This window comes from Micromonospora sp. DT41, assembly GCF_049841715.1.
In the GTDB taxonomy this organism is placed as follows: domain Bacteria; phylum Actinomycetota; class Actinomycetes; order Mycobacteriales; family Micromonosporaceae; genus Micromonospora; species Micromonospora profundi.
Map to the genome: position 1 here is coordinate 239,936 of NZ_JBNCKU010000008.1, position 26,042 is coordinate 265,977.

Below are 26,042 nucleotides of genomic sequence, written 5' to 3' on the forward strand. Positions count from 1 at the left end.
CGCGGGCGGTGGGCATCCGGTGGTCGCTGAGCGGGGTGGAGGATGTCGGCGGGAGTTCCAGCGGCGACCATCGGCAACATTATTGACACCCGTCGTTATCTATATAACGTTATAGAGGAGGGCGGCGGCCCGGTCAATCCTTGTTCGTCGATGCATACTCAGGTGTCCTCGCCGACCGTCATCCCAGGCGGCATCCGGAAAGGGTGAGTCGATGGGCGTCAGCCTCAAGGACATCGCCGAACGCGCCGGCGTCTCGCTGGCCACGGTCTCCAACGTGGTCAACGGATACCGGCCGGTGGGGGAGCGGACCCGGCAACGGGTGCAGCAGGCGGTCGACGAACTCGGCTACAGCCCCAACCTGAGTGCCCGGCACCTGCGCCGGGGGCGTACCGGCCTGATCGCCCTGGCCATCCCGGAACTGACAAACCCCTACTTCGCCGAACTCGCCGAGATCGCCATCCGGGAGGCGGCCGGCCACGGCTACACACTTGTCATGGAGAACACCGCCGCGGACCGCGATGCGGAACAACTGCTCCTGGACGGTTCACGGCGGCAGACCATCGACGGCCTGATCCTCAGCCCGGTGCGGGTCGGCCGCGCCGAGGTGCTCGACCGCAGGGCCGGCAACCCGCTGGTGCTCATCGGTGAGGGCGTCTACGACACGCCGTACGACCACATCGCCATCGACAACGTGGCCGCGAGCCACGCGGCGATCCGGCACCTGGTGGGGATCGGTCGCCGCCGGATTGCGTTCCTCGGAGCGCCACCCGGCGACGACAGGCAGTCCGCGCAGTTGCGCCTCCGTGGCTATCGGGAGGCACTGGACGCCGCCGGTCTGCCGTTTCACCAGCAGTTGGTCGCCCGCACCGACGGGTTCGACAGGGCAGAGGGCAAGCGCGCCATGCACGACCTCCTTGCCCTCGACGAGCCGCCTGACGCGGTGTTCGGCTACAACGACCTGGTGGCGATCGGCGCGCTACGCGCCCTGACCGAGGTCGGCCGTCGGGTGCCGGAGGACGTCGCGGTGATCGGCATCGACGACATCGAGGACGGGCGGTTCGGCAACCCGACGCTCACCACCATCGCGCCGGACAAGGAGGCGATCGGCCGGCTCGCGGTGCGGCGCCTCGTCGCCCGGATCGAGGGAACGCCGGTGACGGGTCCGCTCACGGTGCAGACACCGTTCCGGCTGATCCGCCGCGAGAGCACCGGCGGACCGGCCACCTGAACCGGCCGGCGCCCGCGCCCGCCGCGCCCGCCGTAACCACCAGATTCGGCACTTGAGTGTCAGACGGTGATGACCACCTTGGCGCGGGCGTGTTCACCTTCGAGGTACCGGATGGCGTCGGGCACCTCGTGGAGTTGATAGGTCCGGTCGACGACCGGTGTGAGGCTGCCGGCCTCGATGTGGGCGCGGAGCGTGTCGAGGTGCTGCCGGCTGGGCGTCGTGGCGAGGGTGACGATGCGCTGCCGCACGAACGGCGTCAGCAGTCGCCCACGGGCGAGGAGCCAGACCGGCCCGAGGAGGCTGCTGCCGCGGTACACGCCCCCGCCGGAGAGCACAAGCGTCCCGGTCGCTGTCAGCGCCCGCCGCAGAGCGGTGAGTGAGCGGTTGCCGACCAGGTCGAGCACGACGTCGTACCGGCGACCGTCCCGGGTGAAGTCGTCGCGGGTGTAGTCGACGACGTGGTCGGCGCCGAGGCTGCGGACCAGGTCGACGTTGCGGGTGCTGCACACCCCTGTCACTGTCGCGCCGAGCGCCCTGGCCAGTTGGACGGCCAGGGTGCCGACGCCCCCCGAGGCCCCGTTGACGAGGACGCGGTGGCCGGGCTCGACCTTTCCCACATCGGACAGCCCCATGAGCGCTGTGACGCCGGCCAACGGCAGCGCGGCGGCCTGTTGCGGTGTGAGGTTCGCCGGGATCGGTGCGACAAGGCTCGCGGGCACGCACACGTACTCGGCGAAGGCGCCGTTGGCGTCGCCGAGGTCGCCGAAGACGGCGTCGCCGGGGCTCACCTGCCGGACGTGGGCGCCGACCGCCTCGACGCGGCCTGCGAAGTCGCGCCCCCGGATGCGTGCTCGGGGCCGTGACCGGCCCATGGCCAGCCGCGCCATCCGTGGTTCGCCCCGCATGGCGTGCCAGTCGTACGCGTTGAGCGCGGCGGCCTCGACCCGCACGAGCACCTCGTCGGCGGTGGGCACCGGTGTGTCGACGTCGGCGAGCCGGAGCGCCTCGGGCGGCCCGTACCGGTCCTGGACGATCGCCTTCATGCTTCCCCCTCCCTGAGGGTGTACGGCGTACACCTCATGGCAATCACTGTAGGTGTACGCCGTACACCAGTCAATGCGGTTATGGTTTCAACCGCTGCCCGAAGACGAGGATCGAGATGGTTGAGCCTGTGGAGACGCTGCGCCGGACGCCGCTGAGCAGGGATCGCATCCTGCGCGCCGCCGTCGCGCTCGCCGACGAGGCCGGCATCGAGTCGCTGAGCATGCGCAACCTCGCCAAGGACCTTCAGGTGGTGCCGATGGCCCTCTACAAGCACGTGGCCAACAAGGACGAGCTGCTCGACGGCATGATCGACGTGGTCGTCGCCGAGATCGACCCGCCGACGGTTGGCGCCGACTGGAAGCAGGCGGTCCGCCAGCGCATCCTCTCCGCGCGGCAGGCGCTGCGCCGCCACCCCTGGGCCCCGCTCGCCATCGACACGCGCAACATGGCGACGCCGGCCGTCCTCGCGTACCTCGACTCGATGGTCGGCACGTTCCGGGCCGGCGGGCTCTCCGCCGACCTCACCCACCACGTCATGCACGCGATGGGCAGCCGCATCCTGGGCTTCAGTCAGGAGCTGTTCGACGACTCCCGGCGGGCCGGCCGGTCCGGCGCGACCGAGCCGGCACCGTCAGCAGCCCTGCCGCCGGAGGTCGCGGCCCGCTTCCCACACCTCGCGGAGATCGCCACGGCGGCGTCGCACGACGACGGGTCGGTCGTGGGGCAGGGCTGCGACGACCAGTTCGAGTTCGAGTTCGCGCTGGACCTGCTGCTGGACGGCATCGAACGGCTGCACCGACAAGGCTGGACGTCGTAACGCCGCCCGCGCGGAGCCGCAGACGCTGGCCGAGCGCGCTCGAACATGGAAGTAGTGGCCTCCCGGCGCGGGGCAGGCCACTACTTCCTGGATCGAGCGATCATGCGATGGAGGGCGGCGGTCAGCGCGCCCGCGCCTGCGCGATGATCCGTCCCCGTTCGGACTCGGGGAAGCGGTCGAGCATGGCGCGCACCTCGTCGGCGCTCACGTTGGCGCCGAACAACTCGCTACCCGGTTCGAGGCGTACACCGTCGGCGAGGTCGCCGGCGACGACCGGGTCGAAGCCCAGCGCGTCCACGAGGGAGGCCGCCGCGGCGCGGTCGGCGGGGTCGTCGCCGGCGATGGCGATGGCCTTGCGGTCGGCCGCTCCCGCAGGCCGCGCCCCCTCCTCCAGATCGTGGTAGCCCATGTGGTTGAACGCCTTGACGACGCGTGAGCCGGACAGGAACGCCTGGACGGTCTCGCTTGACGAGGTGCCCGGGTCGGTGAGGTCGTCGCGGATGCCGTCGACCTCCCACCAGTAGTTCATGGCGTCGACAACGAGCTTGCCGCGCAGCGCCTCGACGGGAAGGGCGCGGTACTTGCCGAGCGGGAGGGCGAGGACGACCAGGTCGGCAGCGGCCGCCGCGTCGACGGCTGTGGTGGCGACCGCTCCGGGCGTGAGCACCTCGACGGTGAGGGCGATCTTCTCCGGGTCGCCGGAGCCGGCGATGAGCACCCGGTAGCCGGCGGTGAGGGCGAGCCGGGCGATCACCGTGCCCACCTTGCCGGCGCCGAGGACAGCGAGGGTCTGGCCGTTGTCGTGCATGTCGTCCTCCGTTGTGCCGTCGAGCGGGCGGATCAGCTGGCCAGGATGTCGCGGACCATGGGGATCACCGTCGAGCCGTACAGTTCGACGGCCCGCATCCGTGCGCTCACCGGCTGCGCTCCCGCCGTGTAGATCAGGTCGAACCGGCCGACGCCGAGGCTGCGGATCGCAGCGGCCACCCGGCGCGCCACTGTCTCCGGCGAGCCGATGTAGAGCGAGCCGTGTTCCACCTCGGCGTCGAACTCGGCGCGGCGGATCGGCGGCCAGCCGCGCAGCGCGCCGATCCGGTTGCGCATGACGCGGTAGTGCGGCCAGTACAGCTCCTTGGCCTCTTCGTCGGTGTCGGCGATGAAGCCCGGCGAGTGCATCCCGACCGGGTGCGCGGTAGTGCCGAGTTGCTCCGCCGCCCGGCGGTAGAGATCGGTGTAGGGCGCGAAGCGTTCGGGCGAGCCACCGATGATGGCGAGCATCAGCGGCAGACCGTAGCGGGCGGTACGCACCACCGACTGCGGCGACCCGCCCACGCCGACCCAGGTGTTCAGGCGGCCCGATTCGGTCTTCGGGTAGACGTCGGCGTTGTCCAGCGAGGCACGCAGGGTGCCGCTCCAGGTGACCGGCTTCTCGTCCAGGAGCTTCACGAACAGCTCGATCTTCTCCTCGAACAACGTGTCGTAGTCGCGCAGGTCGTAGCCGAAGAGGGGAAAGGACTCGGTGAACGAGCCGCGGCCCAGGATGACCTCGGCCCGGCCGTTCGACAGCGCGTCGACGGTGGCGAACCGCTGGAACACCCGGACGGGGTCGTCCGAACTCAGCACCGTCACGCCGGAGGCGAGCCGGATACGCGAGGTGCGGGTGGCGATGCCGGCAAGCACGGTCTCCGGTGTCGACACCGAGTATTCCGGCCGGTGGTGCTCGCCGAGCGCGATGACGTCGACGCCCAACTCGTCGGCAAGGACCGCCTCGTCGACTACCTGCCGGATGGCGGCGGCGTGCGAGAGCGGCTTGCCGGAGTCGTCCTCCGGTACGTCGCCGAAGGTGTCGAGCCCGAACTCGAGGTCAGACATCTGTGAACTCTCCCTTCGCCGGAGCCGTTGTCGACTCGGTGGTTGACGTGTCAATAGGTGCTAACTTTGTCATTGACACGTCAATTCCGGAGGAGCAGATGACGGAGGCCACACCCGAGCGGCGGCGGCGCCAGCTACCGACCACTGACGAACTACGGATCTGGCGGAATTTCGTTGAGACCACCGCCGCGCTCAACTCCCAGCTCACGTCACGCCTCCAGGTCGAGTCCGCGCTGTCACCGGGCGACTACGTCGTACTGCTCGCGCTGAGCGAGGCGCAGGACCAGCAGATGCGCTCCTCCGCGCTCGCGTCCCACGTCGGGTGGGAGCGGAGCCGGCTCTCCCACCACCTGGGCCGGATGGAACGGCGTGGGCTCGTCAGCCGCCGCGAGTGCCCCACCGTTCCCCGCGGGTCGGAGGTGCGCCTCACGCCGAGCGGCGCGGAAGCCTTCCACCGGGCAACCGTCCCGCACCTGCGCGCCGTGCGTGACCTCTTCGTCGACGCTCTCACGCCGGACCAGCTCCGCGCGGCGGGCGAGATAGCGACGGCGCTTCGCACGCACCTCGACGCGATGCACGAGGAGTGACCGCACGCCTCACGCAACGATAGGCAGGGCAGCCGCCGTCGAGGGCCAGCTCCGAGGATTCCCCGACGCCGTGGGATGCGCATGCGACACCGCCTACCGGGTACGCCGCTGCTCGACCCACGGGAGGCCGCGATGTGCCCGAAGACCGCCCAGGCAGACATGAGCGTGATGGCAAGCGTCGAGAGCATCGCCACGAAGCTTGAGGTGATCGTCGTACCGGTGTCGGATGTCGACCGCGCGAAGGCGTTCTACGGACGCCTGGGGTGGCGGCTCGACCGCACACCGCCGGGCATCGTCCAGTTCACCCCGCACGGCAGCGACTGCTCGGTGCAGTTCGGCCCGGATCTCACGGCGGCGGCGCCCGGCTCGTCAGTGGCGTACCTGGTCGTGTCCGACATCGCCGCGGCCCGCGACGCGGTGGTCGCCGCGGGCGTCGAGGTGGGCGGCATCTTCCACGTCGGGCCGGACGGCCCGGTCGACGGGCTCGATCCCGAGCGGCGCAGCTACTTCTCGCGGGCCTCGTTCCGCGACCCGGACGGCAACACCTGGCTGATGCAGGAGATCACGACAAGGCTGCCGGGGCGTGTCGAGGGCGGCCTGACGTCGTACGGCTCGGCGAGCGACCTGGCAGGCGCGCTCCGGCGCGCGGCGGCCGCGCACGAGGAGCACGAGAAGCGCACCGGCCAGCGGGACGACGACTGGCCCGACTGGTACGCGGCGTACATGGTGAGCGAGCAGTCGGGAGCCAAGCCGCCGGAGTAAGTCGCACCGTCACCGCGCCCGGCGCGATGCGCGCTCGTGCCTGTCGACGGCTCGGGCGTGGGCCAGCGTGAGCAGTCGGTCGATCTCGGGCAGCATCTGCGGGCCGGGCATGACGATGCTTGCGAAACCGTGCAGCGCATAGCCGGGGTGCGGCACGACGGTGTCCAGCCTCGCGAAGTCGAAGCTGTCGCGGTGCGCCTCGAAGTCCCCGGGCGCGAAGCCGAACAGCCTCTCGAACTCGGCCCGGCCCAGCTCCAGATTGAGCCGGAAGACGCCGGGCCGGTCGAGCTGCGAGGCTTCGTCGAAGCCGGGTACGTCGTGCTCGACGATTGTGGCGAACGGCTGGCGGCGATCCGGGCCGACGTAGAAGAAGCGGTCGCCCCACGCGCCCTCCGGTGAGCCGTTCTCGACTGTTGCGACGAGCTGCTCGACGTCGGGCAACGCGAGAATCCGATCGGCGAGCGTGACAGGGTCGACGCCTGTCGGGATGTGCAGCACACCGTCCGCATGGGCGATCGTGGCCGCGTCGAGCGGGAAGTACCGGTAGTCGTGGGACCTCTTATCGGCGGGCTCCACGTCGGCGGCGCTGACGTACCGGGGAAGGTCTGTTCCGTCCTGGAGTTTGCCCTCGTACGTCGAGGCGGGGGGCGCGTCGATGCCCAGGGCGGGGCTCGCGCCGAGGCTGCCGACGATCACCGCGTACCGGTCGCCGAGCAGCGATCCGAGCATCGCGCCGGCACCGAACCACCGCTTGCCGGTTCCGGCCACTGTCATCGTGCTCGGGTCGCGCTGGAGGTGCCTGTTGTGCGCGAAGACAAGCGTCGGCCCTCGGTGCGCCTCGGTCTCCCGGATCGCGAGCAGGTTCTCGGCCATCAGCGCGTCCCGGACCTGGGCCAGGCGGGCGAAGCGGGCGTCCTGCGGGAGCGGCGCGGCGGCCTCGGCGTGATAGCGCAGCAGAGCGAGCGCGCTTGTCGCCCACACCCGCGCCGCCTGCCAACCTTCGGGCCGCCGGGCTGCCCACACGTGCAGGTCGGTCAACAGGTCGTCGGCGATCACCCGCAGCCGCTGGGCGTCGGCGGAGCGCCCGATCGACCTGCCCTGCTCCCAGATCGCGGCCGGGTCGCTCCACCGGGCGTCGGCACCGATCAGATCGTCGATCTCGGCGAACCGGTCCGAGCCGAGGTAGTCACAGACCCGGGCGAGGTGCCGTCTCGGGCTCGGGGCGTGATCCATCTCCAGCGGGGCGTCGAAGCCGTGAAACGTCAGGCGCTCGGAGGCAGGCCGACCGTTGTTCCACTCCCGCATCCACAGCAGCAGGTCACGGTTGGCCGGCGCCGAGCCGAACCCGTGGCTGAACCCCTCGGCGAGCGCGCGGTCGAGCGTCACGCCGGTGTCGCCCCGGACGAACTCGTCGGCGGTCAGCCCCGCCGCGCGGTCGCTCTCCAGTGCGATCGACAGGTAGCCGCGCTCGACGAGCGACGCGAAGACCTCGTTGCGGATCTGGAGGAAGGCGGATTCGCCGTGCGTGGGCTCGCCGAGCGCGAGCAGGGCCGACGGTACGGCGGGCAGGTCCAGTGAGAACGTCATTTCATCAACCGTATCGTTGAACCACCCTTTGAAACTTCACAGCGATCGAGCACGTATGACACAGGCAAAACCTTCAAACCCGGGGGTACGTCGACCGGTCGACCTCGCGCGGGCGTACGGCCTTTCCGCGCAGGCCGTACGCAACTACGAGCGGGACGGTGTCCTGCCGCCTGCGCGGCGCAGCCCGAGCGGCTACCGCCGGTTCACCGAGGCGCACGCCAAGGCGCTGGGCGCCTACCTCGCGCTCATCCCCGGCCACGGTTACGCGGCCGGTGGCGAGATCATGCGCGCGGTCAACCGGGGCGAGATCGACACGGCGCTGCGGGTCATCGACCGGGGCCACGCACTGTTGCAACGTGACCGGGAGACCTTGGACGCGGTCGAGGAGGCCGTCCCGCTCCTCGTCGGAGTCGAGCGCGGACCGCAGGCCCGCACAGCAGTGCCGATCAGCGTGCTGGCGCACCGCCTCGGCGTACGACCGGCGACAGTGCGCAAGTGGGAGCGCGCCGGGCTTCTCCAGCCGGTGCGCGACCCGGTCACCGGCCACCGCCGCTACTCGCCGGACGACGTCCGCGACGCCGAACTCGCCCACCTGCTGCGCCGCGGTGGCTACCGCCTCGACCACATCGCCGGCGTCCTGCGTCAGGTTCGCGAGGCAGGCGGCACCGAACCGCTCGCCGCGTCACTGCGCCAGTGGCGGCACCGGCTCACCGAACGCGGCAGGGCGATGCTCACCGGCGCGGCCCGGCTTGCCGAATACCTCGACAGCGGCACCGGCACCTGACCGGTTGGTCGGATCAGGTGGTCAGCGCCGGACGCTCGCCGACGCTGCCTGTCGCTTCCCCAGAGTCAGGGCGATCAGCACCACGATCAGCGCCCAGGTGATCAGGAAGGGCCAGAACCCGTGGCTCTCGGTGGCCGCGCCGACGAATCCGCCGATTGCGTAGCTGACAAGGCACAGCAGGCCGATCGTGGCGAGTTTGCGGGCGCTGCCGTTGTCCTTTTCGAAGACCCAGTCCGCAAGGCCCTGGGTGGTGCGGAGCACGGTTCCGGTCTGGAACGACGTTGCGGTCTGCACGCCGAAGGTGCGGACGATGAGCCCGCCGAGAATGCCGACGGGGAAGGCGCACAGGCCGGTGAGAATGGTGCGTTCGGTAAGCGAGTCCCGTCCCGAGTCGAGTGACCGGTTCACGAGGCCCCAGATGACCAGCAGGACCAGCATGGCGGTCAACTCCATTCCCGGCGGGGTGAGCGGACCAATCGGCCGGAGCCTGCGGATCCCGGCGCCGAGCAGGCCACCGAGGCCGAATGCGACAAGCGACAGCAGCGCGGATGGCCACGCCGGGAGGTGACCAGCGGCACCCATTCCGACGAACGCGACGTTGCCTGTCTGGATGCCCACGAACACCTTGTATTTCAGGAACGAAAAGGCGTCGACAACACCGGCCAGGCCGGTGCCGAGCATCATTGCGAACAATGGGGCGCGAAAGTCGAGCTGTCCCACGCGCCATCGATCCGGCGTTGCCGCAGTGGCCTGCAACGGTTTGCTCCTTGAACTGGACATAGGGAACTCTTCCCTGAAGGACGGTCAACAAACGCTGGTCGGAGCATTACGCCGCTCGACTGCCCTGCTTCGTCGGAATGGCGCGATCGCGTGATTCCCGCAAAGTCGGTTGGCGGCCAGGATCGCAGTTATGGCCAACACGTCGGCATGGCGCTACGAAGAAGGTCTGCCATGAATCCGGTTCCGGTCACCAGATTGCGGCTCAAGTTCTACGCGTTCGCTGCGCTGGCGACCGTCGGAGTGGTCCTGAACGCTCCGGCGTGGAGCATCGCGGCGTCGGCGTTCCTCTGTGCCGCTGTCCCGCTGGCAATGGCGATCCAGTGCCCTGGCCGCGCCCGGGCGCTGTTTCTCCCCGACCGGGCCGCCGATGCGGCGGCTCCTACCAGGAAGGTTGTTGAGCATGCGGAAAGCCGTTGAGAAGATCAGCACGATGGCGAGAGGCGACGGCTCGATGATCGGCACTCTCCCTCGCAACCCGGCGATCGACAAGACGCACCCCGACCTGGTGAACCCGCCGTCGACCGACCACGGTCTGATGCCCAACCTGGTCTTTCCGTTCTCGCTGTCGCACACCCGGCAGGAGAGCGGTGGCTGGACCCGGGAGATCACCAACCGGCTCCTGCCGATCGCCCACGACCTGGCGATCATCGACATGAAGCTCGACCCGGGCGCCTACCGGGAGCTGCACTGGCACGTCCAGTCCGAGTGGGCGATCGTGCTCAAGGGCCACGGTCGGATCGCCGCCGTGGACCAGGAGGGACGCAACTTCCTGGAGGACGTCAGCGAGGGCGATCTCTGGTACTTCCCGGCCGGCATCCCGCACCACATCCAGGCCTTCGAGGAGGGCATGGAGTTCCTCCTGGTCTTCGACGACGGCTGCTACTCCGAGGACGCAACCTTCCAGCTGACCGACTTCTTCTCGCACGTGCCGAAGGAGGTCATCGCCAAGAACTTCGGCTGGACGATGGAGCAGATGCGCAACATGCCGGAGCAGGAGAAGTACATGTTCCCGGGGGATATCCCTCCGCCACTCGCCGAGGACCGCGTCTTCAGCCCGACCGGTGACGTACCTCGGACGTTCAAGCACAACCTGCTCGCGCAGACCCCGGAGCGGTTCGAGGGTGGCACCGTCCGGATCGCCGACTCCACGAACTTCGCCGCCGCGACCACCACCACTGTCGCAATGGTGGAGCTGGAACCGGGCGCGATGCGGGAACTGCACTGGCACCCCAACGGCGCGGAGATGCAGTACGTCCTCTCGGGCTACGGTCGCCTGGGGGTCTTCGCCAACCATGCGACGGCCCGTACGTTCAACCTGGAGACCGGCGACGTCGCCTACATCCCGATCTCGATGGGCCACTACATCGAGAACCTCGGCGACAAGCCGTTCGTCTTCCTGGAGTTGTTCCGGACGGCGAAGTTCGAGGACATGTCGCTCATGCAGTGGCTGGCGAACATCCCTCCGAAGGTGGTGGCGGACACGCTCGACATGCCGCGCGAGCTGATCGAGCGGCTGCCGAAGGAGAAGCACGCGGTGCAGCGGCACTGAGCCTCGACCGGCCGCGCTCGACGCGGACGCCACGACGGGTGACCGTTCGGGGCGTCCGCGTCGGCCCGTCCACCTACTGTCGACCGTGATCCTGCTCGCGGGCGTCCCAGATCAGCGCCAACTCCACACGGTTGCGGGCGCCGAGTTTGGCGTAGACCGAGCGCAGCTGCGTGTCCACAGTGTGGAACGAGACGAACAACTCGCGCGCCGCCTCCTGCTTGGTCCGGCCGGCGGCGAGCAGTTCAGCCACCCGGACCTCGGCGGGGGTGAGCGCCTCGACGCCCGTACGGGCGGGTCGCAGGCCCTGGCCCTGGACGCTTCGCCGTCGATCGTCGCTGTGCGACTGCGCGCGGTCCTGGTCGCCGGTCGCGCCGATGCGCACGTACGTCGCGGCGCACTCGGCGAGGATGGTGAGAGCCTCGCTGGCCGCGAGGTGCGGCGACTGAGCCAGGTCGAACAACGCGTCGGCAAGCGCCGGGCGGGCGGACGTGGTGCGCAGCCGCGCCACCGCCGCTCGAAGTGCCGCCGGGTCACCGGTGATCAGGCCGTCCACGTGGTGGGCGATGCCCTTCCAGAGCTGGTTGTTCGTCCTGCCGGCCGTCCGCTTCAGGTGACCGGCGAGGATCTCGGCCTGCGGCCGGTCGCCGAGCAGCAGTGCCGCTCGCACCAGGCGCGGGCCGTGGTGCGGCACCAGGAGCAGGGCGGCCATCGACCGGTCGGGCATCCGTAGGGCGGCGCGCAGCAGCGCGTCGTGTCGGCCGGGCTCGGGGTCACCGGCGGCGGCGCAGCCCAGCCGGAACCACTGCATGGCGTCCGGCCAGTCCAGCACGGGGCGTTCCGGGGTCAACAGCGTCCGGGCGGCGTCCACCTCCCCCCGGCGCAGCAGGACCTCCACCACGGTGGCGAGCAGATCGACCCGTACGTCAGCGGGGAGCGCGCCGCTGGGGCCGCTGAGTGCCAGGCGGGCGCGTGCCTCCGCCTCGGCCAGTTCGCCCGTGGCGAGCCGGGCGACACAGTCCAGGACGCTGAGCATCGGTTGTGCCACAGTGCCGAGGGTGTCGATCTCCGTGGTGACAGTGTCGAGCGCTGTCGCGGCGTCGACGTACCGGCCCAGTGAGATCTGGTTCGCGATCCGGTCGACGCGCAGGAACACGGCCTGGGTGCGGGCGGCGGGTTCGCCCGCGTCGGCTTCCCGCAGGATGCGTGCGGCGCCGTGCAGGTCGCCGATCCCGGAGGCCCGGGATGCGTGGGCCAGCGCAAGACGGATGGCGCTTCCCGGGGCGGGGCTCGCGTCCTGCGCCCGCTCCGCCTCGGACACCAGCCGGGCGGCGTCGGGATGGCCGATCCGGGCGGCAAGCGACGCCAGCATGCTGAGCGTCCACGCTCGACTGCCGGCATCCAGGTTCTGGGTCAGCGCACGGTTCAGGTACTCCAGGGCGAGCGAGGGGCGCTGGGTCGCGTAGCAGGCGCCGAGCCGGCCGAGCAGGACGGCCCGCTGTCGTGGCCCGTACCGGTCGGCGGCCACCTCCCGGTGCAGCAGCGCCAGCGTCTCTTCCACCCGGCTGGCCAGGAAGAGGTTGTCCACGACGTCGATCAGCCAGGCCAGACGTGCGTCCGTCGCGTCGGGTGCCGGCCCGGCGAGCAGCAGGTCCGCAGCGAGGCTGGGGCTGACCGCCGGATGGGCCACCAGGCGGGCGACCAGCGCCTGTGCCGAGCAGCTCACGCCGGGCATCGCCTGAAGGAGCTGCCGGGCCGCCTGGGCGGGGCGGCCCGCGTCGAAGAGCACCTCGGCGGCCGTCTCCCGCAGCGCCCGTTGCAGCGACGGGGGCATGTCCCGCAGTACGCCGTCGCGGAGCCGGATGGAGGCCAGCCGCAGACCGGCGGCGGTGTCGACGAGGACTCCCCGGGCGATGAACTCCTCCACCGTGGCGTCGACCGACTGTCGTCTGGCGGTCGACCGGGTGGCCATCTCGGCAAGGAACCACAGGCCGCAGGGCGCGTCGGCGATGGCTGCCCCCCGCAGGGTCCACCGCTCGATGGTGGTCAGTGACGATGGAACGCCGGTGTGCATCTTGGGACGGTTGGTCAGCGGCGTTTCGGGCAACAGAGTTTCCCCTTCGGCAAGCACCTTCCCGATTGCAGCTCGCAGCGAGGTGTTGGGGTCGGACCCGTCATTGCGACGTTAGCGAGACGCCGGGGTCCTCAGTCACGGATCAGGAGATAAAGCGAGGAAGCCTCGTGCTTCCCGCTTGTGGCTGGTACGCGAACCGGGCAGAAACACACTCTCCGCTCTTTATGCTGCAGTGAGTAGAGCGAGGCCGATACGCCCCGGAACAGTGGAGAACCGATGGCCAGCACCGTATCCGGTCAGCCAGCGCGCCCACCGGGCCAGCTCGACCCGCAGGATGCCTACGGCGAGTTCCGCTATCCGATTCTGGTCCTGGCGGTGACCACCTCCACCGCCGGTTTCCTCGACTCCTTCGCGTTCCTCCGCTACGGCTCCTTCGTCGCCAACCAGTCCGGCAACGTCCTCTTCATCGGCGTCGGCGCGGCCGGCCGCCAGCCGGCCTGGCCGGCCGCGTTGGCCTCGCTTGTGGCGTTCGGCATCGGGGCCGGGCTGGTGGCGCGACTGCGGGCGACAGGCACTGTCCGCACGTCGGCGGCCCGCGGCATCGCCGCCGTCGTGGTCGCCACCGCGGCGTGGTCGGCCGTCAACGTCCTGCTCGAGTACGGCCGCTCCGGCCCGCAGTCCCGGGCGGCGCTCGCTGCCCTCGGTGGCCTGGCCATGGGTTCCCTGGCGACCCTGTTCGTGCGCACGGCCGGGGTCGCCACCACCATCACGTACCAGTCGGGAACCGTCGCCAAGACCGGAGAGCGGATCGTCGGCTGGATCGCCGGCCCCGGAAACAGCCGGTCGCAGGCCCGGAAAGGCTCGCTGCTCGGCCTGCTGACGCTCGCCGCCTACGCCGTCGGCGGCGCGCTCGGCACGCTGGCGCAGCAGTGGCCCCTCTGGGTGCCGGTCTGGGCGACGCTGGCCCTGGCGGCTGTCGCGCTGGCGCTGCGCCGTCGCTGAGCACGGGCGGCTGGAGTTTCCCTCGATACGGCAATGCCGAGGTGCCCCTGCCGTAACCTGGGTGGCCGGTGATGTGGGGCAAGTCGGGCCGCCGCAGCCGGCCATAAACTTGATTTATTCCAAACTAGCGGGCTAAGGTCTGCACGTGACGTCCGACATCGAGGCCCAGCTGCGAGCGGTCTCGCTGCGCGTGACCCGGCCCCGGGTGGCCGTGCTCGCGGCGCTGCGGGATCACCCGCACGTCGACACCGACACGGTGATCGCGCTGGTCCGGGCGGACCACCCCACGATCTCGCATCAGGCGGTGTACGACGTGTTGCGCGCGCTTACCGACACCGGTCTGGTGCGCCGCATCCAACCGGCCCGAGCGACCGCCCGCTACGAGTCGCGGGTGGGGGACAACCACCACCATGTCGTGTGCCGCTCCTGCGGTGCGATCGCCGACGTCGAGTGCGCTGTCGGCCACGCTCCCTGTCTCACCGCCTCCAACGATCACGGTTTCGTGGTCGAGGAGGCGGAGGTCGTCTACTGGGGCGTCTGCCCCAGCTGCGCGACCGAACGCACCTCCTAGTGATCCGCCAGTTCGGAATCCGTCAGTTCGGAAGGAAGTACATGAGCGACACCCAGGACAACCGCCCTGTCAGCCCGCAGGGCGTGGACGAGAAGGCGGCCGCCGGCTGCCCCGTGGCGCACGACTCCGTGACCGCCCACGGCAGTGAGAGCGAGAACCCGGCGATCGACTCGCCGACCCCCAAGACCGGTGGTCGTCCGCGTTCCAACCGGGACTGGTGGCCCAACCAGCTCGACCTTTCGGTGCTGCACGCCCACTCGTCAAAGGGCAACCCGCTGGGAGAGGACTTCAGCTACGCCAAGGAGTTCGCCAAGCTCGACGTCGAGGCCCTCAAGCGGGACATCACCGAGGTCCTCACCACGTCGCAGGACTGGTGGCCGGCCGACTTCGGCCACTACGGCGGCCTGATGATCCGGATGAGCTGGCACGCCGCGGGCACCTACCGCATCGAGGACGGCCGCGGTGGCGCCGGCGACGGTGGCCAGCGGTTCGCCCCGCTCAACAGCTGGCCGGACAACGCCAACCTGGACAAGGCCCGCCGGCTGCTCTGGCCGGTCAAGCAGAAGTACGGCCAGAAGATCTCCTGGGCCGACCTGCTTGTGCTTGCCGGCAACGTGTCCCTGGAGTCGATGGGCTTCAAGACCTTCGGCTTCGGCTTCGGCCGTGAGGACGTCTGGGAGCCGGAGGAGATCTTCTGGGGTCCCGAGGACGCCTGGCTCGGCGACGAGCGCTACGCCTCCGAGAAGGAGATGGTGGCCGGCGTCGGCGCGACCGAGATGGGTCTGATCTACGTCAACCCGGAGGGCCCGCGCGGCAACGCCGACCCGCTGGCGGCGGCGCACTTCATCCGCGAGACGTTCCGCCGGATGGCGATGAACGACGAGGAGACTGTCGCCCTCATCGCCGGTGGCCACACCTTCGGCAAGACCCACGGCGCCGGTGTCGCCGACAACCACGTCGGCCCCGAGCCCGAGGGCGCCCCCCTGGAGGCGCAGGGCCTGGGCTGGCTGAGCACGTACGGCAGCGGCAAGGGCGGGGACACGATCACCAGCGGCCTCGAGGTGACCTGGACCGACCGTCCGACCGAGTGGAGCAACCGCTTCTTCGAGATCCTCTTCGGCTACGAGTGGGAGCTCACCACGAGCCCCGGCGGTGCGAAGCAGTGGGTCGCCAAGGACGCCGAGGCGATCATCCCGGACGCCCACGACCCGTCGAAGAAGCACAAGCCGACGATGCTCACGACCGACCTGTCGCTGCGCGTCGACCCGGCCTACGAGAAGATCTCGCGCCGCTTCCTGGAGAACCCCGACGAGTTCGCGCTGGCGTTCGCCAAGGCGTGGTACAAGCTGCTGCACCGTGACATGGGTCCGGTGGACCGCTTCCTCGGGCCGTGGGTTCCGGAGGCCCAGCTGTGGCAGGACCCGGTGCCGGCCGTCGACCACGAGCTCGTGGGTGACGCCGACATCGCGGCGCTCAAGGCGAAGGTGCTGGAGTCGGGCCTCACGACCGCTCAGCTGATCTCGACCGCGTGGGCCTCGGCCGCCACCTTCCGCTACACCGACAAGCGCGGTGGCGCCAACGGTGCCCGGATCCGCCTTGAGCCGCAGCGCAACTGGGAGGTCAACCAGCCGGAGCAGCTCGCGACGGTCCTGGAGACCCTGGAAGGCATCCAGCGGGACTTCAACTCCGCCGGTGGCGCGAAGATCTCGCTCGCGGACCTGATCGTGCTCGCCGGCTCGGCCGCTGTCGAGAAGGCGGCGCGTGACGCCGGTGTCGAGGTGACAGTGCCGTTCCGGCCGGGTCGCACCGACGCCACCCAGGAGCAGACCGACGTCGAGTCCTTCCGGGTTCTCGAGCCGCGCGCGGACGGGTTCCGCAACTACCTGCGCCCCGGCGAGAAGACCCAGCCGGAGGTGCTGCTCATCGACCGCGCCTACATGCTCAACCTGACCGCGCCCGAGATGACCGTCCTGGTCGGCGGCCTGCGCGCTCTCGGTAACAACGTGGGCGGTGCGCAGCACGGTGTCCTCACCGACCGGCCGGGCGTGCTCACCAACGACTTCTTCGCCAACCTGCTCTCCCCGGGCACCCGGTGGAAGGCGTCGGAGTCCGAGGAGCACGTGTACGAGATCCGGGACCTCGCGACCGACAAGGTGAAGTGGACCGCTACCGCTGTCGACCTCATCTTCGGCTCCAACTCCCAGCTGCGTGCCCTCGCCGAGGTCTACGCCAGCCAGGACGCGCGTGACAAGTTCGTGAACGACTTCGTCGCGGCCTGGACGAAGGTCATGGAGCTCGACAGGTTCGACGTGGCCTGACCACTGCCTCAACCGACGAGCCTCGGTCGATCCTCAGGGGATCGACCGGGGCTCGTTCGTTGTTGCGGCGCGCCGCCGTGACGGGGCCGTGGTGGACAGGCGAGTTTGGGATGCTGTGCCGGTCTACGTGCCGACATCACCCGACTCGAAGGAGCACCGCGATGGCGAAGGTCATCTCCACATTGTTCATCTCGGCCGACGGGGTGGCCGAGATCGACCCCGACTGGCATTTCCCCTACTTCGACGAGAACATGGGCCGTGCCGTCGGCGAGGACTACGACACCTCCGACGTGTTGCTCATCGGCCGCGAGACGTACGACAGTTTCGCCGGTGCCTGGCCCGACCGTGAGGCCGCGGGCGGGGAGGACGCCGGTTTCGCCAAGCAGCTCGGCGACGTCCGCAAGGTGGTCGTCTCGCGTCAGCCGCTGGAGTTCACCTGGCGCAACTCGGAACTCGTCCAGGGCGACCTGGTCGACGCGGTCACCGAGCTGAAGGCCGATGCCGGCATCAGGGGCATCCTCATCCCCGGTTCGATCTCCGTGGTGCAGCAGCTGCTCGCCGCCGGCCTCGTCGACGAGCTGCGCCTGCTTGTGCACCCGGTGGCGGCGCGCAAGGGTCGCCGGCTGTTCGACGAGGGCGAGACGCCGTACCACTTGAAGGTCACGGCGACCGAGGTCTTCCCGACCGGCGTGCTCCGCGTGATCTACGCGCCGACCGGGGCTCCCGCCCCTGTCGGCTACGACGAGGTCACCGACCAGGTCCCCAGCGGCGAATAGCCCGGCCGGGGCGAATGGTTTCGCTCCGCGCGGGACCGGCGCGTCGTGCCGGTCGGACCGCGACGGCCGGTACTCCGGGGATGTACGCCGGCCGACGCCACCCCCGGAGTACCGCCGCCCTCAGGCGAGTGTGCAGGACGCGCCGTTGAGGGTGAACGAGCTGGGCCGTGCGGTGTTACCTGTGTGCGTGGCCTGGAAGCCGATGGTGATCGATCCGTTGGCGGGGATTGTGGCGTTGTAGTTGAGGTTCCTGGCCGTCACCTGCCCCGAGGTGGGGGAGTAGGAGGCGTTCCAGCCTGAGGTGATGGCCTGCCCGCTCGGCAGAGCGAAGGCCAGGGACCAGCCGTTGATGGCGCTGCTGCCGCTGTTGGTGATGGTGATGTTCTCCGTCAGCCCGTTGTTCCAGGCGTTGACTGCCACTGCCACACCGCAGCCGCTGGCCGGCGGCGGGGTCGTCGGAGGCGGAGTCGTCGGGGGCGGGGTGGTCGGAGGCGGAGTCGTCGGCGGCGGGGTCGTCGGCGGCGGCGTGGTCGGAGGCGGCGTGGTCGGCGGCGGCGTGGTCGGCGGGTTGGTCAGGCCGAAGAACGCGAGGGCGGCTGCGGCCATGCCGGCGCTGGGCAGGCTGTGCCCCGCGCCCTGGATGCTGTACGCCTCGACCTGGACGGTGCCGCCGCTGTCGGCGTACCGGCGGCGGTTCCAGTTGGCTTGCGGCGTGTCGGTGGAGGTGGGTGTCTGGCTGAGCCCGAACACGTTCGTCCACTGCTCGATCGTCTCCTGGAGCAGCGAGTACGGAACGAGCGTGTCGGCGGTGCCGTGCCACAACTGCACCCGGGGGCGAGGGCCGGAGTAGCCGGGGTACGCCTGGCGGACCGCGTCGCCCCACTGCTGCGGAGTGCGGTTCATGTTGCCGCCGGTGCACTGGCTGGCCCCGGGCGGGTAGTCCGCCGCGTTGGCGAAGCAGTTGAAGGGCACGCCCATGAAGGCGGCGCCGGCCTTGAACACGTCGGGGTAGAGCGCGAGCATGTGGTTGGTCATCATGCCGCCGGACGAACTGCCAGTGGCGTACACCCGGTTGGGGTCTCCGCCGTACTGCTGCTGCACGTAACGGATCATGGAGATGATCGACACCGGGTCGCTGCCGCCGCCACGGCGCTTGGCGGCGTCGGACCAGGTGTCGAAGCAGTTGCCGAACCCGGCCTGCTGGGTGGCGCTCGGGTAGATCACGACGTATCCGTACCGGTCGGCCAGGCTCGCGAACTCGCTGCCGGAGTAGAAGCCGGGGCCGGACCCGCCGCAGCCGTGCATGGCCACCACGATCGCCGGGTTGGCGGGGCGGTTGTCCGGCACGTAGACGTGCATGCGCATCCGGCCGGGGTTGTCGCCGAAGCTTGTCACCTCGGTCAGCGACGCGGCGTACGCGGGCTGGAACGCGGGGATCACCAGACCGATCGCGGCCACTGACGCGGTGAGGGCGAGCAACAGTTTCCTTCTGATTCTCACGGGGGACGACTCCTTCGCTCAGCTGTGCGGCTGAAGATCGGCCATGCGCGCTCGGATGGCGGGTGTGCCCGGCTGCCCGCGGTGATCGCGCATCGCCTACAACGTGTGCTCGCCCTGTGCCCGGCTCTGTGCGGCGTCGCAATGCAGATAGTGTCGTCTCCGGACCGAGAAGTGTCAATCGACGCACCTCGATCATGGGCGGCAGGTTTCGCGGGCCTCGGAATCCCCGGCCCGCCGCCGGTCCGTCTACAGTCGGTGGACCGATCCTGAGCAGAGCCCGGAGTGCCTGTGACGAGTCCGTTCAACATCGAGGAGATCTATCCGGACGATGGGGAGCACTCGCTCCGGATGCCCCGGCGTCAGGCAGGCAGCTCACCGCAGGGCGTAGCGGTGACCCTGTTGGCGGACTACACGCTGCGGGCCCGCGCCGCGCTCCCGTCCGCCGCCATCGTCGCGCTGCTCGCCGAATCGGGCGTGACGACGGCCGGCGCCCGTGCCGCGATCAGCCGGCTGGCCCGACGGGGGGTCTTGGAGGGCAGCCGGCAGGGACGACACAGCTCCTACCGGCTCACCCAGGCCGCCGCCGTCAACCTCTCCGTCGGCGGCCACTGGATCCTCACCTCCACCACCGCCGCCGAACCCTGGGACGGATGCTGGACGACAGTTGCCTTCTCGCTGCCCCAGGACCGCGGCACGCAACGGAGGGCCCTGCGGGGCCAGCTCCGGTGGCTGGGGTACGCGCCGCTGTACGACGGGCTGTGGATCTCCCCGTACGAGTTGACGCCGCGCGCCCAGGCGAGACTCGTACAGCTCACCAGGGGCGCCGTCACGGTGTTCCGTGGGCGGCAGATCGCGCTCGACGCGGACAGCCGACGCGCTCTCATCGACGCGTGGGACATTGACGCGATCAGCGGGCACTACGAGGAGTTCCTTCAGCGGTGGGCGCCACTGGTGCCGCAGGTGCGATCCGGGGAGGTCGACGGCGCGGCGGCGGTGCGGGCGCGTACCGAAATCATGGACACCTACCGGCGCTTTCCCATCCTCGACCCGCAGCTGCCCCGGGACCTCCTGCCGGCCGGTTGGCTCCGGCAGCCGGCCCGGGAGTTGTTCGCTGCCGTCTACGACGGTCTCGCCGACCCGGCCCAGCGGCACGTACGGGCGGTCGTCGGGCGGTTCACCGACAGCGTGGATCCCGGCATCTCGGCGCACACCACAGCCGACCTGCTCGCCGGGGTGCACGGCGACGCGGGCTGGGTGCCCCCGGCCCGACGGGAACCGCCCACGCACCGGCGGACGGCTGTGTAGCTCGCGCGAAGCGACGCGACGATCAGGAGGCCGGCCGAGGTCCGGCACCCGGGCCCGCCAGCGGCGTCGGCGTGTCCCGCCGGCCGCTGTCGACGCGCGTCGGCGTCAGCGGGCCTTCTTCGTCGGCCGCTTGCGAGGCGGCGTCAGCAGGTCGGCGATCGTCGCGATCGCGGACGGCACGATGCGGTAGTACGCCCAGACGCCGCGCTTTTCCCGCTCGATCAGGCCGGCCTCGGTGAGGATCCGCAGGTGATGGCTCACGGTCGGCTGGGAGAGATTGAGCGGCGCGGTCAGGTCGGTGACCGACGCTTCGCCCTCTGGCGCGGACTGGATCAGGCTGAGCAGCCGCAGGCGAGCCGGGTCGGCGAACGCTTTCAGCACGCCCGCGAGTCGCTCGGCATCGGCGCGCTTGATCGGTTCGCCGGCGAGCGGCGAGATGACAGGCATAGAAGTCTCTGCAGTTCCCACGTCATGCATCGTTCCACCAAGAGTGTCGCTAGACGGGCGGAACCGGACACTTCCCCGATCCAGTGTTGTCGGTATTCGGCCATCGTGAACCGATGTCACGACCGTACGCCGCTATTTCGACAGCGCTCGCTCCAGCTCCGCCTTCGACATCGACCAGCGGCCCTTGATGCCGCGCTGCCTGGCCTCGTTGTACAACTGCTCCTTGGTGCGACCCTTGGCGCCGGTGTGTGAGCGCTTCCCACCGCGATGCCCGGACGACACGTCGGCCACCGACGACCGGCTCGCCGTGCGGGCTTCGCCCGAGCGTGCCCGCTCCTTGTTCACCGTACGGGCGGCGATCTCCGTCGCCCGGCCGGTCGAAACGCCGCGCTTCTCCGCGCTCTCCAGCGTGACCAGTGATGTCGGCGCGACACAGAGCAGCTCCACCAGTTCGGTGATCAGGTGGGCGTTGCTCATGTCGATCTCGCCGACGACGTGGATCAGGCTTGTCGACCCGTCACGACTCAGCGTCAGGATCATGATCGGGTCGATCAGGTGAGCGGAGTGCCGGCCGTTCGCCTCCGGGCGCGGCAGGGGGACCTGGTCTGTCACATGACACCTCCACCCTCGAATCAGGGGATGGCCCGCCCGCCGCGGCCGTGTCGCGGCAGAGTTGACCTGTGGAGGGCGCATGTCTTGACCCGAAACTGACCCTACCCCGTCGCCGACGGTCCTACACAAGGCCACCGCCGCCGGCCCGCATCGGCGTAGCGGAGGGCGAGCCGGGCGAAGGCGTCGCTGAGCTCGGGCGGGCCGACCACCTCGACGTCGGCGTCGAACCTGCCGATGGTTGCGGCCAACCCCGTCCACGACCAGGAGCTGGCCACGAGGCGGCAGCGGCCGGGGCCGAGGTGCTCGACCACGCCGTCGCTGAGGTAGGGGGTGACGGCCTCGGCGGGAAGGTCGAGGATCACCTCCCCCCGGCACGGCCAACCGTCGTAGCCCTGGAACCGGCTGACGACGAAGGTGCTCACGTCCCCGCCGGGCAGCTCGCGGGGCGTGAAGCGAGGCCCGGTGGGCGTCCGAGGGGTGATCCGGTCGACCCGGAACGTCCGCCAGTCGTCGCGGTCGAGGTCCCAGGCCACGAGGTACCAGCGCCCACCCCAGGTGACGACGTGGTGGGGCTGCACCCGACGCGGCCTGATGTCGGCGCCGGGCGCCTGCGGGTGGGCCGGGGCGTAGTCGAAGCGCAGCACCTCGCGAGCGTGCACGGCAGTGCTGAGAGCCAGGAGTACGCCGCTGTCGGCCTGCGGCTTCGGTCGGCCCGACCGCTCGACGGCGGTGACCCGTAGGGCCTCGATGCGGTGGCGCAGCCGCGCGGGCATTACCTGCCGGACGGTGGTAAGCGCACGCGCTGCCGACTCCTCGATGCCCGCACCGGCCGTCGTGGCGATCTGGAGTGCGACGGTGACGGCGATGGCCTGCTCGTCGTCGAACAGCAGAGGCGGCAGTCGGGTGCCGGCGCCGAGCCGGTACCCGCCCTCAGGGCCCTTGCTGGCCACGATGGGATAGCCGAGTTCGCGCAGGCGGTCGACGTCCCGGCGGATGGTGCGCGGGCTGACGGCCAACCGCTCTGCCAGCAGCGCGCCGGGCCAGTCCCGACGCGCCTGAAGGAGTGAGAGCAGCGACAGCAGTCGAGCTGAGGTCTTCGGCACGGCTTCCGATGATGCCAGGAGAAGAGGACACAACCTGACCGCTTCGCCTGCGATCGTCGTCTCGTGCCCGACACCGCGAACGACCGGAAGGAACTCATCACCATGACCGCCACGACCAGCCCGACCACAGCCCTCGACCAGGAACGCGTCGAGCTGCTCGACCAGCTCGCGAGCGCCCGTCTCGCCCTGATCAACACGACGCGTGACCTCAGCGACGAGCAGGCCGGCGAACGTCCCACGGTCAGTGCCCTGTGCCTGGGCGGTCTGATCAAACACGTCGCGTCCATGGAGGACACCTGGATGCGTTTCGTCGTCGAGGGCCCTTCGGCGATGAGCTACGACCTGCCCGAGGGCGTCACCTGGGCCGACATGGCGGCCGGCACCGCCCGGGAGTTTCCGCAGTGGGCGATCGACCACCAGAACGACCTGCGGATGCTGCCCGGCGACACGCTCGCTGAGGTCATCGACCGTTACCGGCAGGTGGCCGAGCGGAGTGTGGAAATCATCGCTGCCGTGCCCGACCTGTCGGCCCGGCAGCCGCTGCCGGCGGCGCCCTGGCACGAGCCGGGTACGGCGTACAGCGTGCGGCGGGTGCTGGCGCACCTCATCGCCGAGACCGCCCAGCACGCCGGACACGCGGACATCCTGCGCGAGGCGCTCGACGGCCGTACGTCCTCGTGACGCCAGCGGCAGAGCACACGAGCGTTGTCACCACGCGGCCGGCCAGCCGCGCGATCCGGCGCGCCGGATGACGGTTCTCGACAACCGGGCGCTCAACCGTGCGACGCTCGCCCGGCAACTGCTGCTCGATCGCGCCGACCTGCCGGTCCTCGACGCCGTCGCATGGCTCGGCGGTCTCCAGGCGCAGGAGCCGCAGGAGCCGTACGTCGGGCTCTGGTCACGGCTGCGCGCCTTCGACCCGGAGGTGCTGTCGGACCTGCTGCTGCGGCGGCAGGTGGTACGCACGCACCTGATGCGTCGGACCGTCCACCTCGTAACCGCCGCCGACGTCCTGACCTGGCGCGCCCGGCACGACGCGATGCTGCGTCAACGGGTGCTCGGGGTTTACCGAGGCGACCTCGACGGGATGGACCTCGACGAGTTGGCAGCGGTGGGCCGGGCGTTGTTTGCCGACGGCGAGCCCCGCACGATGGCCGAGATCGGGCGGGCGCTCGCCGAGCGGTGGCCGGCGCCGGGGCCACGGGCGCTCGGTGAAATGGTGACAGCGCTCGTACCGATGGCCCAGCTGCCGCCGCGCGGGGTGTGGCGCACCAGGGCGGGGGTGCGCAACGTACCGATCTCGTCCTGGTTGGGTCGGGAGGTCGACCCGCCGGCGTCGGACGCTTCCGACCCGGTCGGCCAGGCGTTCGTCCGGCGGTATCTGGCGGCGTTCGGCCCGGCGGCCACGGCCGACCTGCGGGCCTGGTGTGGGCTCGCCGGCCTGCCGGCAGCCGTGGCCGCGCTGCGGGAGACGCTTGTGTCGTTCCGCGACGAGCGTGGCCGCGAACTGCTCGACCTCCCCGACGCGCCGCGTCCCGACCCCGGCACACCAGCACCGGTACGTTTCCTGCCCGCGTTCGACAACGCGATCCTCGGCTACCACGACCGCAGCCGGATCATCGACCACGCCCACCGTGGCCTCTCGGTCGCCGGTGAGCGGGTGGTGCTGGTGGACGGACGGGTGGCAGCGACGTGGACCGTCGACGCGGCAACCGTGCGCGTCACACCGCTGGGCCGCCTCTCCCGCGCCGAGGCCACGGCAGTGACTGAGCAGGCAGGGGCGTTGGCGTCGTTCCTCTCCGACGGCGACAGCGACCGGGTCCGGATCGACAACTGAGGATCGCGGCCGGCAACGGTCGCTCGATGGGGGGTCCTGCGGGGCGTCCGCCGCCCGCCCCGCAGGACCAGGGCAAAGACGGTCAGCCCGCGGTGCAGGAGCGGATCTGCGGTCGGGCGCTGCTGTTGCCGTTGAACATCGTGGTGAAGCCGAAGGTGGCGCCGCTGCCGTTGGAGCGCACCGTCATGACGTTGCCGCTGCTGTCCCAGCTGGCGCTGCCGTTCCAGACGCTGGAAACCTTCTGCGGCGCGGTGAGAGCGACGACGACGGTCCAGGTGCTGGCACCGCTGACGGTCACCGACGTGTTGTACCTGTCACCCCAGACGTTCGTGGTGGTCGCCGCCGCCGTGCAGGTGCCGCCGGCCGGCGGTGGTGTCGTGCTGGGCGGTGGTGTCGTGCCCGGCGGCGGGGTGGTGCCGGGTGGGGGAGTGGTGCCGTCGGGCGCTACCGCGCGTCCGGTGGACGGCGAGATCATGCCGGGGCAGAGGTTGCGGCTCGTGAGGTTGGCAATGATCTGACCGATGGCGTCCCGGGTGTTCTGGATTCCGTCGTGCATGAGGATGACCTGGCCGGCCTGGAGGCGACTGGCGTTGGCCACGATCTGGCTGACGCTTGCGCCGTTCCAGTCCTGCGAATCCACGTCCCAGATCACCTGTCGCATGCCGAGCGACGAGGCGACGGACTGGAGGGTCGAGTTGGTCTCGCCGTACGGGGGCCGGAACAGATTCGGCTGGACGCCGGTGGCGGACTGGATCGCAGAGTTGGTCTGGGACAGGTCGGACTGCATCTGCGACTGGCTCATCGAGGTCATGTGGGCGTGGTTCCAGCTGTGGTTGCCGATCCACATGCCGGCGGCCACCTGGGCCTGCGCCGCGGACCTGTTGTTCTGGACGTTCTGGCCGACGTTGAACATCGTGGCCCGTGCGCCGTTGGCGCGCAGTACGTTCAGCAGCGCGCTGGTGCTGCCGGTCGGCCCGTCGTCGAAGGTGAGCCCGACGTAGCCGTTGCAGGTGGCGGCGCTGGACGGGGTGGCGGTGGCCGCGATGACGACGCCGCACGCCGCGACGGCGGTGGCGACGACGGACAGCAGGGCTCGGAGTCGTTTCGACCGTACGGGCGTCTGGACAGGGACAGTGCTCATCTGGTGCCCCTTCTACCGGGCCGGGTTGTGCGGTGGGGGCGCGTACTCCGGCCGTCCGGGTGGTGGTGGGGAGACCGATCGAAACCCGACGAAGCGGGATCGCATCGACCGTAATGGATCGGAGTATTACAGCGGGAATTCCAACGCGTCAACAACTTCCGGAAGCTCTCCGGAACGCTGGCAGTCGTCCGTCCACGCAGGGCTCGACGTCATACGTGCACATGGTCTCCGCAGGCAAAGGTCGATCATGAGGCCGGACGCGACCTCCGGATGCCGAGATCCGGAAATTCATCGGAACTATCGGCGTCGATTCGATCGCCTGACCATGTGCGCTGCGAGGCATCAGTGG

25 protein-coding genes are annotated in these 26,042 nt (G+C 70.2%); 14 read left to right on the forward strand and 11 right to left on the reverse strand.

Translation table 11 applies throughout. The annotated features are described in order from the left end of the window. Positions 1 to 211: 211 nt before the first annotated feature. A complete protein-coding gene (locus ACLQ23_RS17555) occupies positions 212 to 1,228 on the forward strand; it encodes a LacI family DNA-binding transcriptional regulator (RefSeq protein ID WP_355588579.1) in 1,017 nt (338 codons plus the stop codon). 59 nt (positions 1,229 to 1,287) lie between these two features. Here the strand turns inward: ACLQ23_RS17555 and ACLQ23_RS17560 are convergent, their stop codons facing one another. Beyond that, entirely contained in the window at positions 1,288 to 2,271 is a 984-nt protein-coding gene (locus ACLQ23_RS17560; RefSeq protein ID WP_355588581.1) for an NAD(P)-dependent alcohol dehydrogenase, read from the reverse strand. Between the two features lie 116 nt (positions 2,272 to 2,387). Between ACLQ23_RS17560 and ACLQ23_RS17565 the strand changes: the two genes are divergently transcribed. Next, complete coding sequence (locus ACLQ23_RS17565; protein WP_355631421.1) at positions 2,388 to 3,089, forward strand: TetR/AcrR family transcriptional regulator; 702 nt, start codon at positions 2,388 to 2,390, stop codon at positions 3,087 to 3,089. 121 nt (positions 3,090 to 3,210) lie between these two features. Here the strand turns inward: ACLQ23_RS17565 and ACLQ23_RS17570 are convergent, their stop codons facing one another. Continuing rightward, the gene (locus tag ACLQ23_RS17570; protein ID WP_355631424.1) at positions 3,211 to 3,897 is read right to left on the reverse strand and encodes an NADPH-dependent F420 reductase; all 687 of its coding nucleotides are present in this window, start codon (positions 3,895 to 3,897) and stop codon (positions 3,211 to 3,213) included. A 32-nt stretch (positions 3,898 to 3,929) separates the two neighbouring features. Then, positions 3,930 to 4,961: an LLM class flavin-dependent oxidoreductase gene (locus ACLQ23_RS17575; protein WP_425734811.1), complete on the reverse strand. Its 1,032-nt coding sequence runs from the start codon at positions 4,959 to 4,961 to the stop codon at positions 3,930 to 3,932. A gap of 98 nt (positions 4,962 to 5,059) precedes the next feature. Here ACLQ23_RS17575 and ACLQ23_RS17580 point away from each other — a divergent pair, with 98 nt between their 5' ends. Next, positions 5,060 to 5,548 (forward strand): MarR family winged helix-turn-helix transcriptional regulator, encoded by a 489-nt coding sequence (locus ACLQ23_RS17580; RefSeq protein ID WP_355588589.1) that lies wholly within the window; start codon positions 5,060 to 5,062, stop codon positions 5,546 to 5,548. 81 nt (positions 5,549 to 5,629) lie between these two features. Next, positions 5,630 to 6,310, forward strand: coding sequence for a VOC family protein (locus ACLQ23_RS17585; RefSeq protein ID WP_425880809.1), 681 nt, complete (start codon positions 5,630 to 5,632; stop codon positions 6,308 to 6,310). Between the two features lie 9 nt (positions 6,311 to 6,319). On the opposite strand, the gene ACLQ23_RS17590 is transcribed toward ACLQ23_RS17585, so the two are convergent. After that, complete coding sequence (locus ACLQ23_RS17590; protein WP_425880810.1) at positions 6,320 to 7,897, reverse strand: DUF6194 family protein; 1,578 nt, start codon at positions 7,895 to 7,897, stop codon at positions 6,320 to 6,322. Between the two features lie 55 nt (positions 7,898 to 7,952). Here ACLQ23_RS17590 and ACLQ23_RS17595 point away from each other — a divergent pair, with 55 nt between their 5' ends. Beyond that, positions 7,953 to 8,681 carry a MerR family transcriptional regulator gene (locus ACLQ23_RS17595; protein ID WP_425880811.1) on the forward strand — a complete coding sequence of 243 codons (729 nt, stop codon included), beginning with the start codon at positions 7,953 to 7,955 and terminating at the stop codon, positions 8,679 to 8,681. A 21-nt stretch (positions 8,682 to 8,702) separates the two neighbouring features. Here the strand turns inward: ACLQ23_RS17595 and ACLQ23_RS17600 are convergent, their stop codons facing one another. Beyond that, on the reverse strand, positions 8,703 to 9,437 hold the full coding sequence (locus ACLQ23_RS17600) for a YoaK family protein (protein WP_425880812.1): 735 nt from the start codon (positions 9,435 to 9,437) through the stop codon (positions 8,703 to 8,705). Positions 9,438 to 9,632: 195 nt separating this feature from the next. Here ACLQ23_RS17600 and ACLQ23_RS17605 point away from each other — a divergent pair, with 195 nt between their 5' ends. After that, complete coding sequence (locus tag ACLQ23_RS17605; RefSeq protein ID WP_425880814.1) at positions 9,633 to 9,878, forward strand: hypothetical protein; 246 nt, start codon at positions 9,633 to 9,635, stop codon at positions 9,876 to 9,878. Next, positions 9,862 to 11,010 (forward strand): cupin domain-containing protein, encoded by a 1,149-nt coding sequence (locus tag ACLQ23_RS17610; RefSeq protein WP_425880815.1) that lies wholly within the window; start codon positions 9,862 to 9,864, stop codon positions 11,008 to 11,010. Before ACLQ23_RS17605 ends, ACLQ23_RS17610 begins: the two co-directional genes overlap by 17 nt. Positions 11,011 to 11,083: 73 nt before the next feature. Here ACLQ23_RS17610 and ACLQ23_RS17615 read toward each other — a convergent pair whose 3' ends face one another. Further along, complete coding sequence (locus ACLQ23_RS17615) at positions 11,084 to 13,081, reverse strand: LuxR C-terminal-related transcriptional regulator (RefSeq protein WP_425880816.1); 1,998 nt, start codon at positions 13,079 to 13,081, stop codon at positions 11,084 to 11,086. Positions 13,082 to 13,357: 276 nt separating this feature from the next. On the opposite strand from ACLQ23_RS17615, the gene ACLQ23_RS17620 reads away from it, so the two are divergent. From ACLQ23_RS17620 to ACLQ23_RS17635, 4 genes are all read left to right on the forward strand, one after another. Next, entirely contained in the window at positions 13,358 to 14,083 is a 726-nt protein-coding gene (locus ACLQ23_RS17620) for a DUF1275 family protein (RefSeq protein WP_425880817.1), read from the forward strand. 145 nt (positions 14,084 to 14,228) lie between these two features. Next, positions 14,229 to 14,654 carry a Fur family transcriptional regulator gene (locus ACLQ23_RS17625; RefSeq protein WP_053652919.1) on the forward strand — a complete coding sequence of 142 codons (426 nt, stop codon included), beginning with the start codon at positions 14,229 to 14,231 and terminating at the stop codon, positions 14,652 to 14,654. A gap of 41 nt (positions 14,655 to 14,695) precedes the next feature. Then, entirely contained in the window at positions 14,696 to 16,972 is a 2,277-nt protein-coding gene (katG, locus tag ACLQ23_RS17630; protein ID WP_053652965.1) for a catalase/peroxidase HPI, read from the forward strand. A gap of 161 nt (positions 16,973 to 17,133) precedes the next feature. Continuing rightward, complete coding sequence (locus tag ACLQ23_RS17635) at positions 17,134 to 17,748, forward strand: dihydrofolate reductase family protein (RefSeq protein ID WP_053652918.1); 615 nt, start codon at positions 17,134 to 17,136, stop codon at positions 17,746 to 17,748. A 120-nt stretch (positions 17,749 to 17,868) separates the two neighbouring features. Here the strand turns inward: ACLQ23_RS17635 and ACLQ23_RS17640 are convergent, their stop codons facing one another. After that, the gene (locus ACLQ23_RS17640; RefSeq protein ID WP_053652917.1) at positions 17,869 to 19,248 is read right to left on the reverse strand and encodes an extracellular catalytic domain type 1 short-chain-length polyhydroxyalkanoate depolymerase; all 1,380 of its coding nucleotides are present in this window, start codon (positions 19,246 to 19,248) and stop codon (positions 17,869 to 17,871) included. A 288-nt stretch (positions 19,249 to 19,536) separates the two neighbouring features. Between ACLQ23_RS17640 and ACLQ23_RS17645 the strand changes: the two genes are divergently transcribed. Next, positions 19,537 to 20,553: a PaaX family transcriptional regulator gene (locus ACLQ23_RS17645; RefSeq protein ID WP_053652916.1), complete on the forward strand. Its 1,017-nt coding sequence runs from the start codon at positions 19,537 to 19,539 to the stop codon at positions 20,551 to 20,553. Between the two features lie 105 nt (positions 20,554 to 20,658). Here ACLQ23_RS17645 and ACLQ23_RS17650 read toward each other — a convergent pair whose 3' ends face one another. The 3 genes from ACLQ23_RS17650 to ACLQ23_RS17660 form a co-directional block, all read right to left on the reverse strand. Further along, positions 20,659 to 21,030 (reverse strand): ArsR/SmtB family transcription factor, encoded by a 372-nt coding sequence (locus tag ACLQ23_RS17650; RefSeq protein ID WP_355588607.1) that lies wholly within the window; start codon positions 21,028 to 21,030, stop codon positions 20,659 to 20,661. A 102-nt stretch (positions 21,031 to 21,132) separates the two neighbouring features. Continuing rightward, positions 21,133 to 21,612 carry a hypothetical protein gene (locus ACLQ23_RS17655; RefSeq protein WP_231639924.1) on the reverse strand — a complete coding sequence of 160 codons (480 nt, stop codon included), beginning with the start codon at positions 21,610 to 21,612 and terminating at the stop codon, positions 21,133 to 21,135. 101 nt (positions 21,613 to 21,713) lie between these two features. After that, positions 21,714 to 22,715, reverse strand: a complete 1,002-nt coding sequence (locus tag ACLQ23_RS17660) for a helix-turn-helix transcriptional regulator (RefSeq protein WP_053652914.1) — start codon at positions 22,713 to 22,715, stop codon at positions 21,714 to 21,716. Between the two features lie 63 nt (positions 22,716 to 22,778). On the opposite strand from ACLQ23_RS17660, the gene ACLQ23_RS17665 reads away from it, so the two are divergent. Further along, positions 22,779 to 23,396, forward strand: a complete 618-nt coding sequence (locus tag ACLQ23_RS17665) for a DinB family protein (RefSeq protein ID WP_231639923.1) — start codon at positions 22,779 to 22,781, stop codon at positions 23,394 to 23,396. 67 nt (positions 23,397 to 23,463) lie between these two features. Further along, positions 23,464 to 24,552: a winged helix DNA-binding domain-containing protein gene (locus tag ACLQ23_RS17670; RefSeq protein ID WP_053652913.1), complete on the forward strand. Its 1,089-nt coding sequence runs from the start codon at positions 23,464 to 23,466 to the stop codon at positions 24,550 to 24,552. An 82-nt stretch (positions 24,553 to 24,634) separates the two neighbouring features. On the opposite strand, the gene ACLQ23_RS17675 is transcribed toward ACLQ23_RS17670, so the two are convergent. Beyond that, positions 24,635 to 25,693, reverse strand: a complete 1,059-nt coding sequence (locus ACLQ23_RS17675) for a polysaccharide deacetylase family protein (RefSeq protein ID WP_053652912.1) — start codon at positions 25,691 to 25,693, stop codon at positions 24,635 to 24,637. Positions 25,694 to 26,042: the final 349 nt, after the last annotated feature.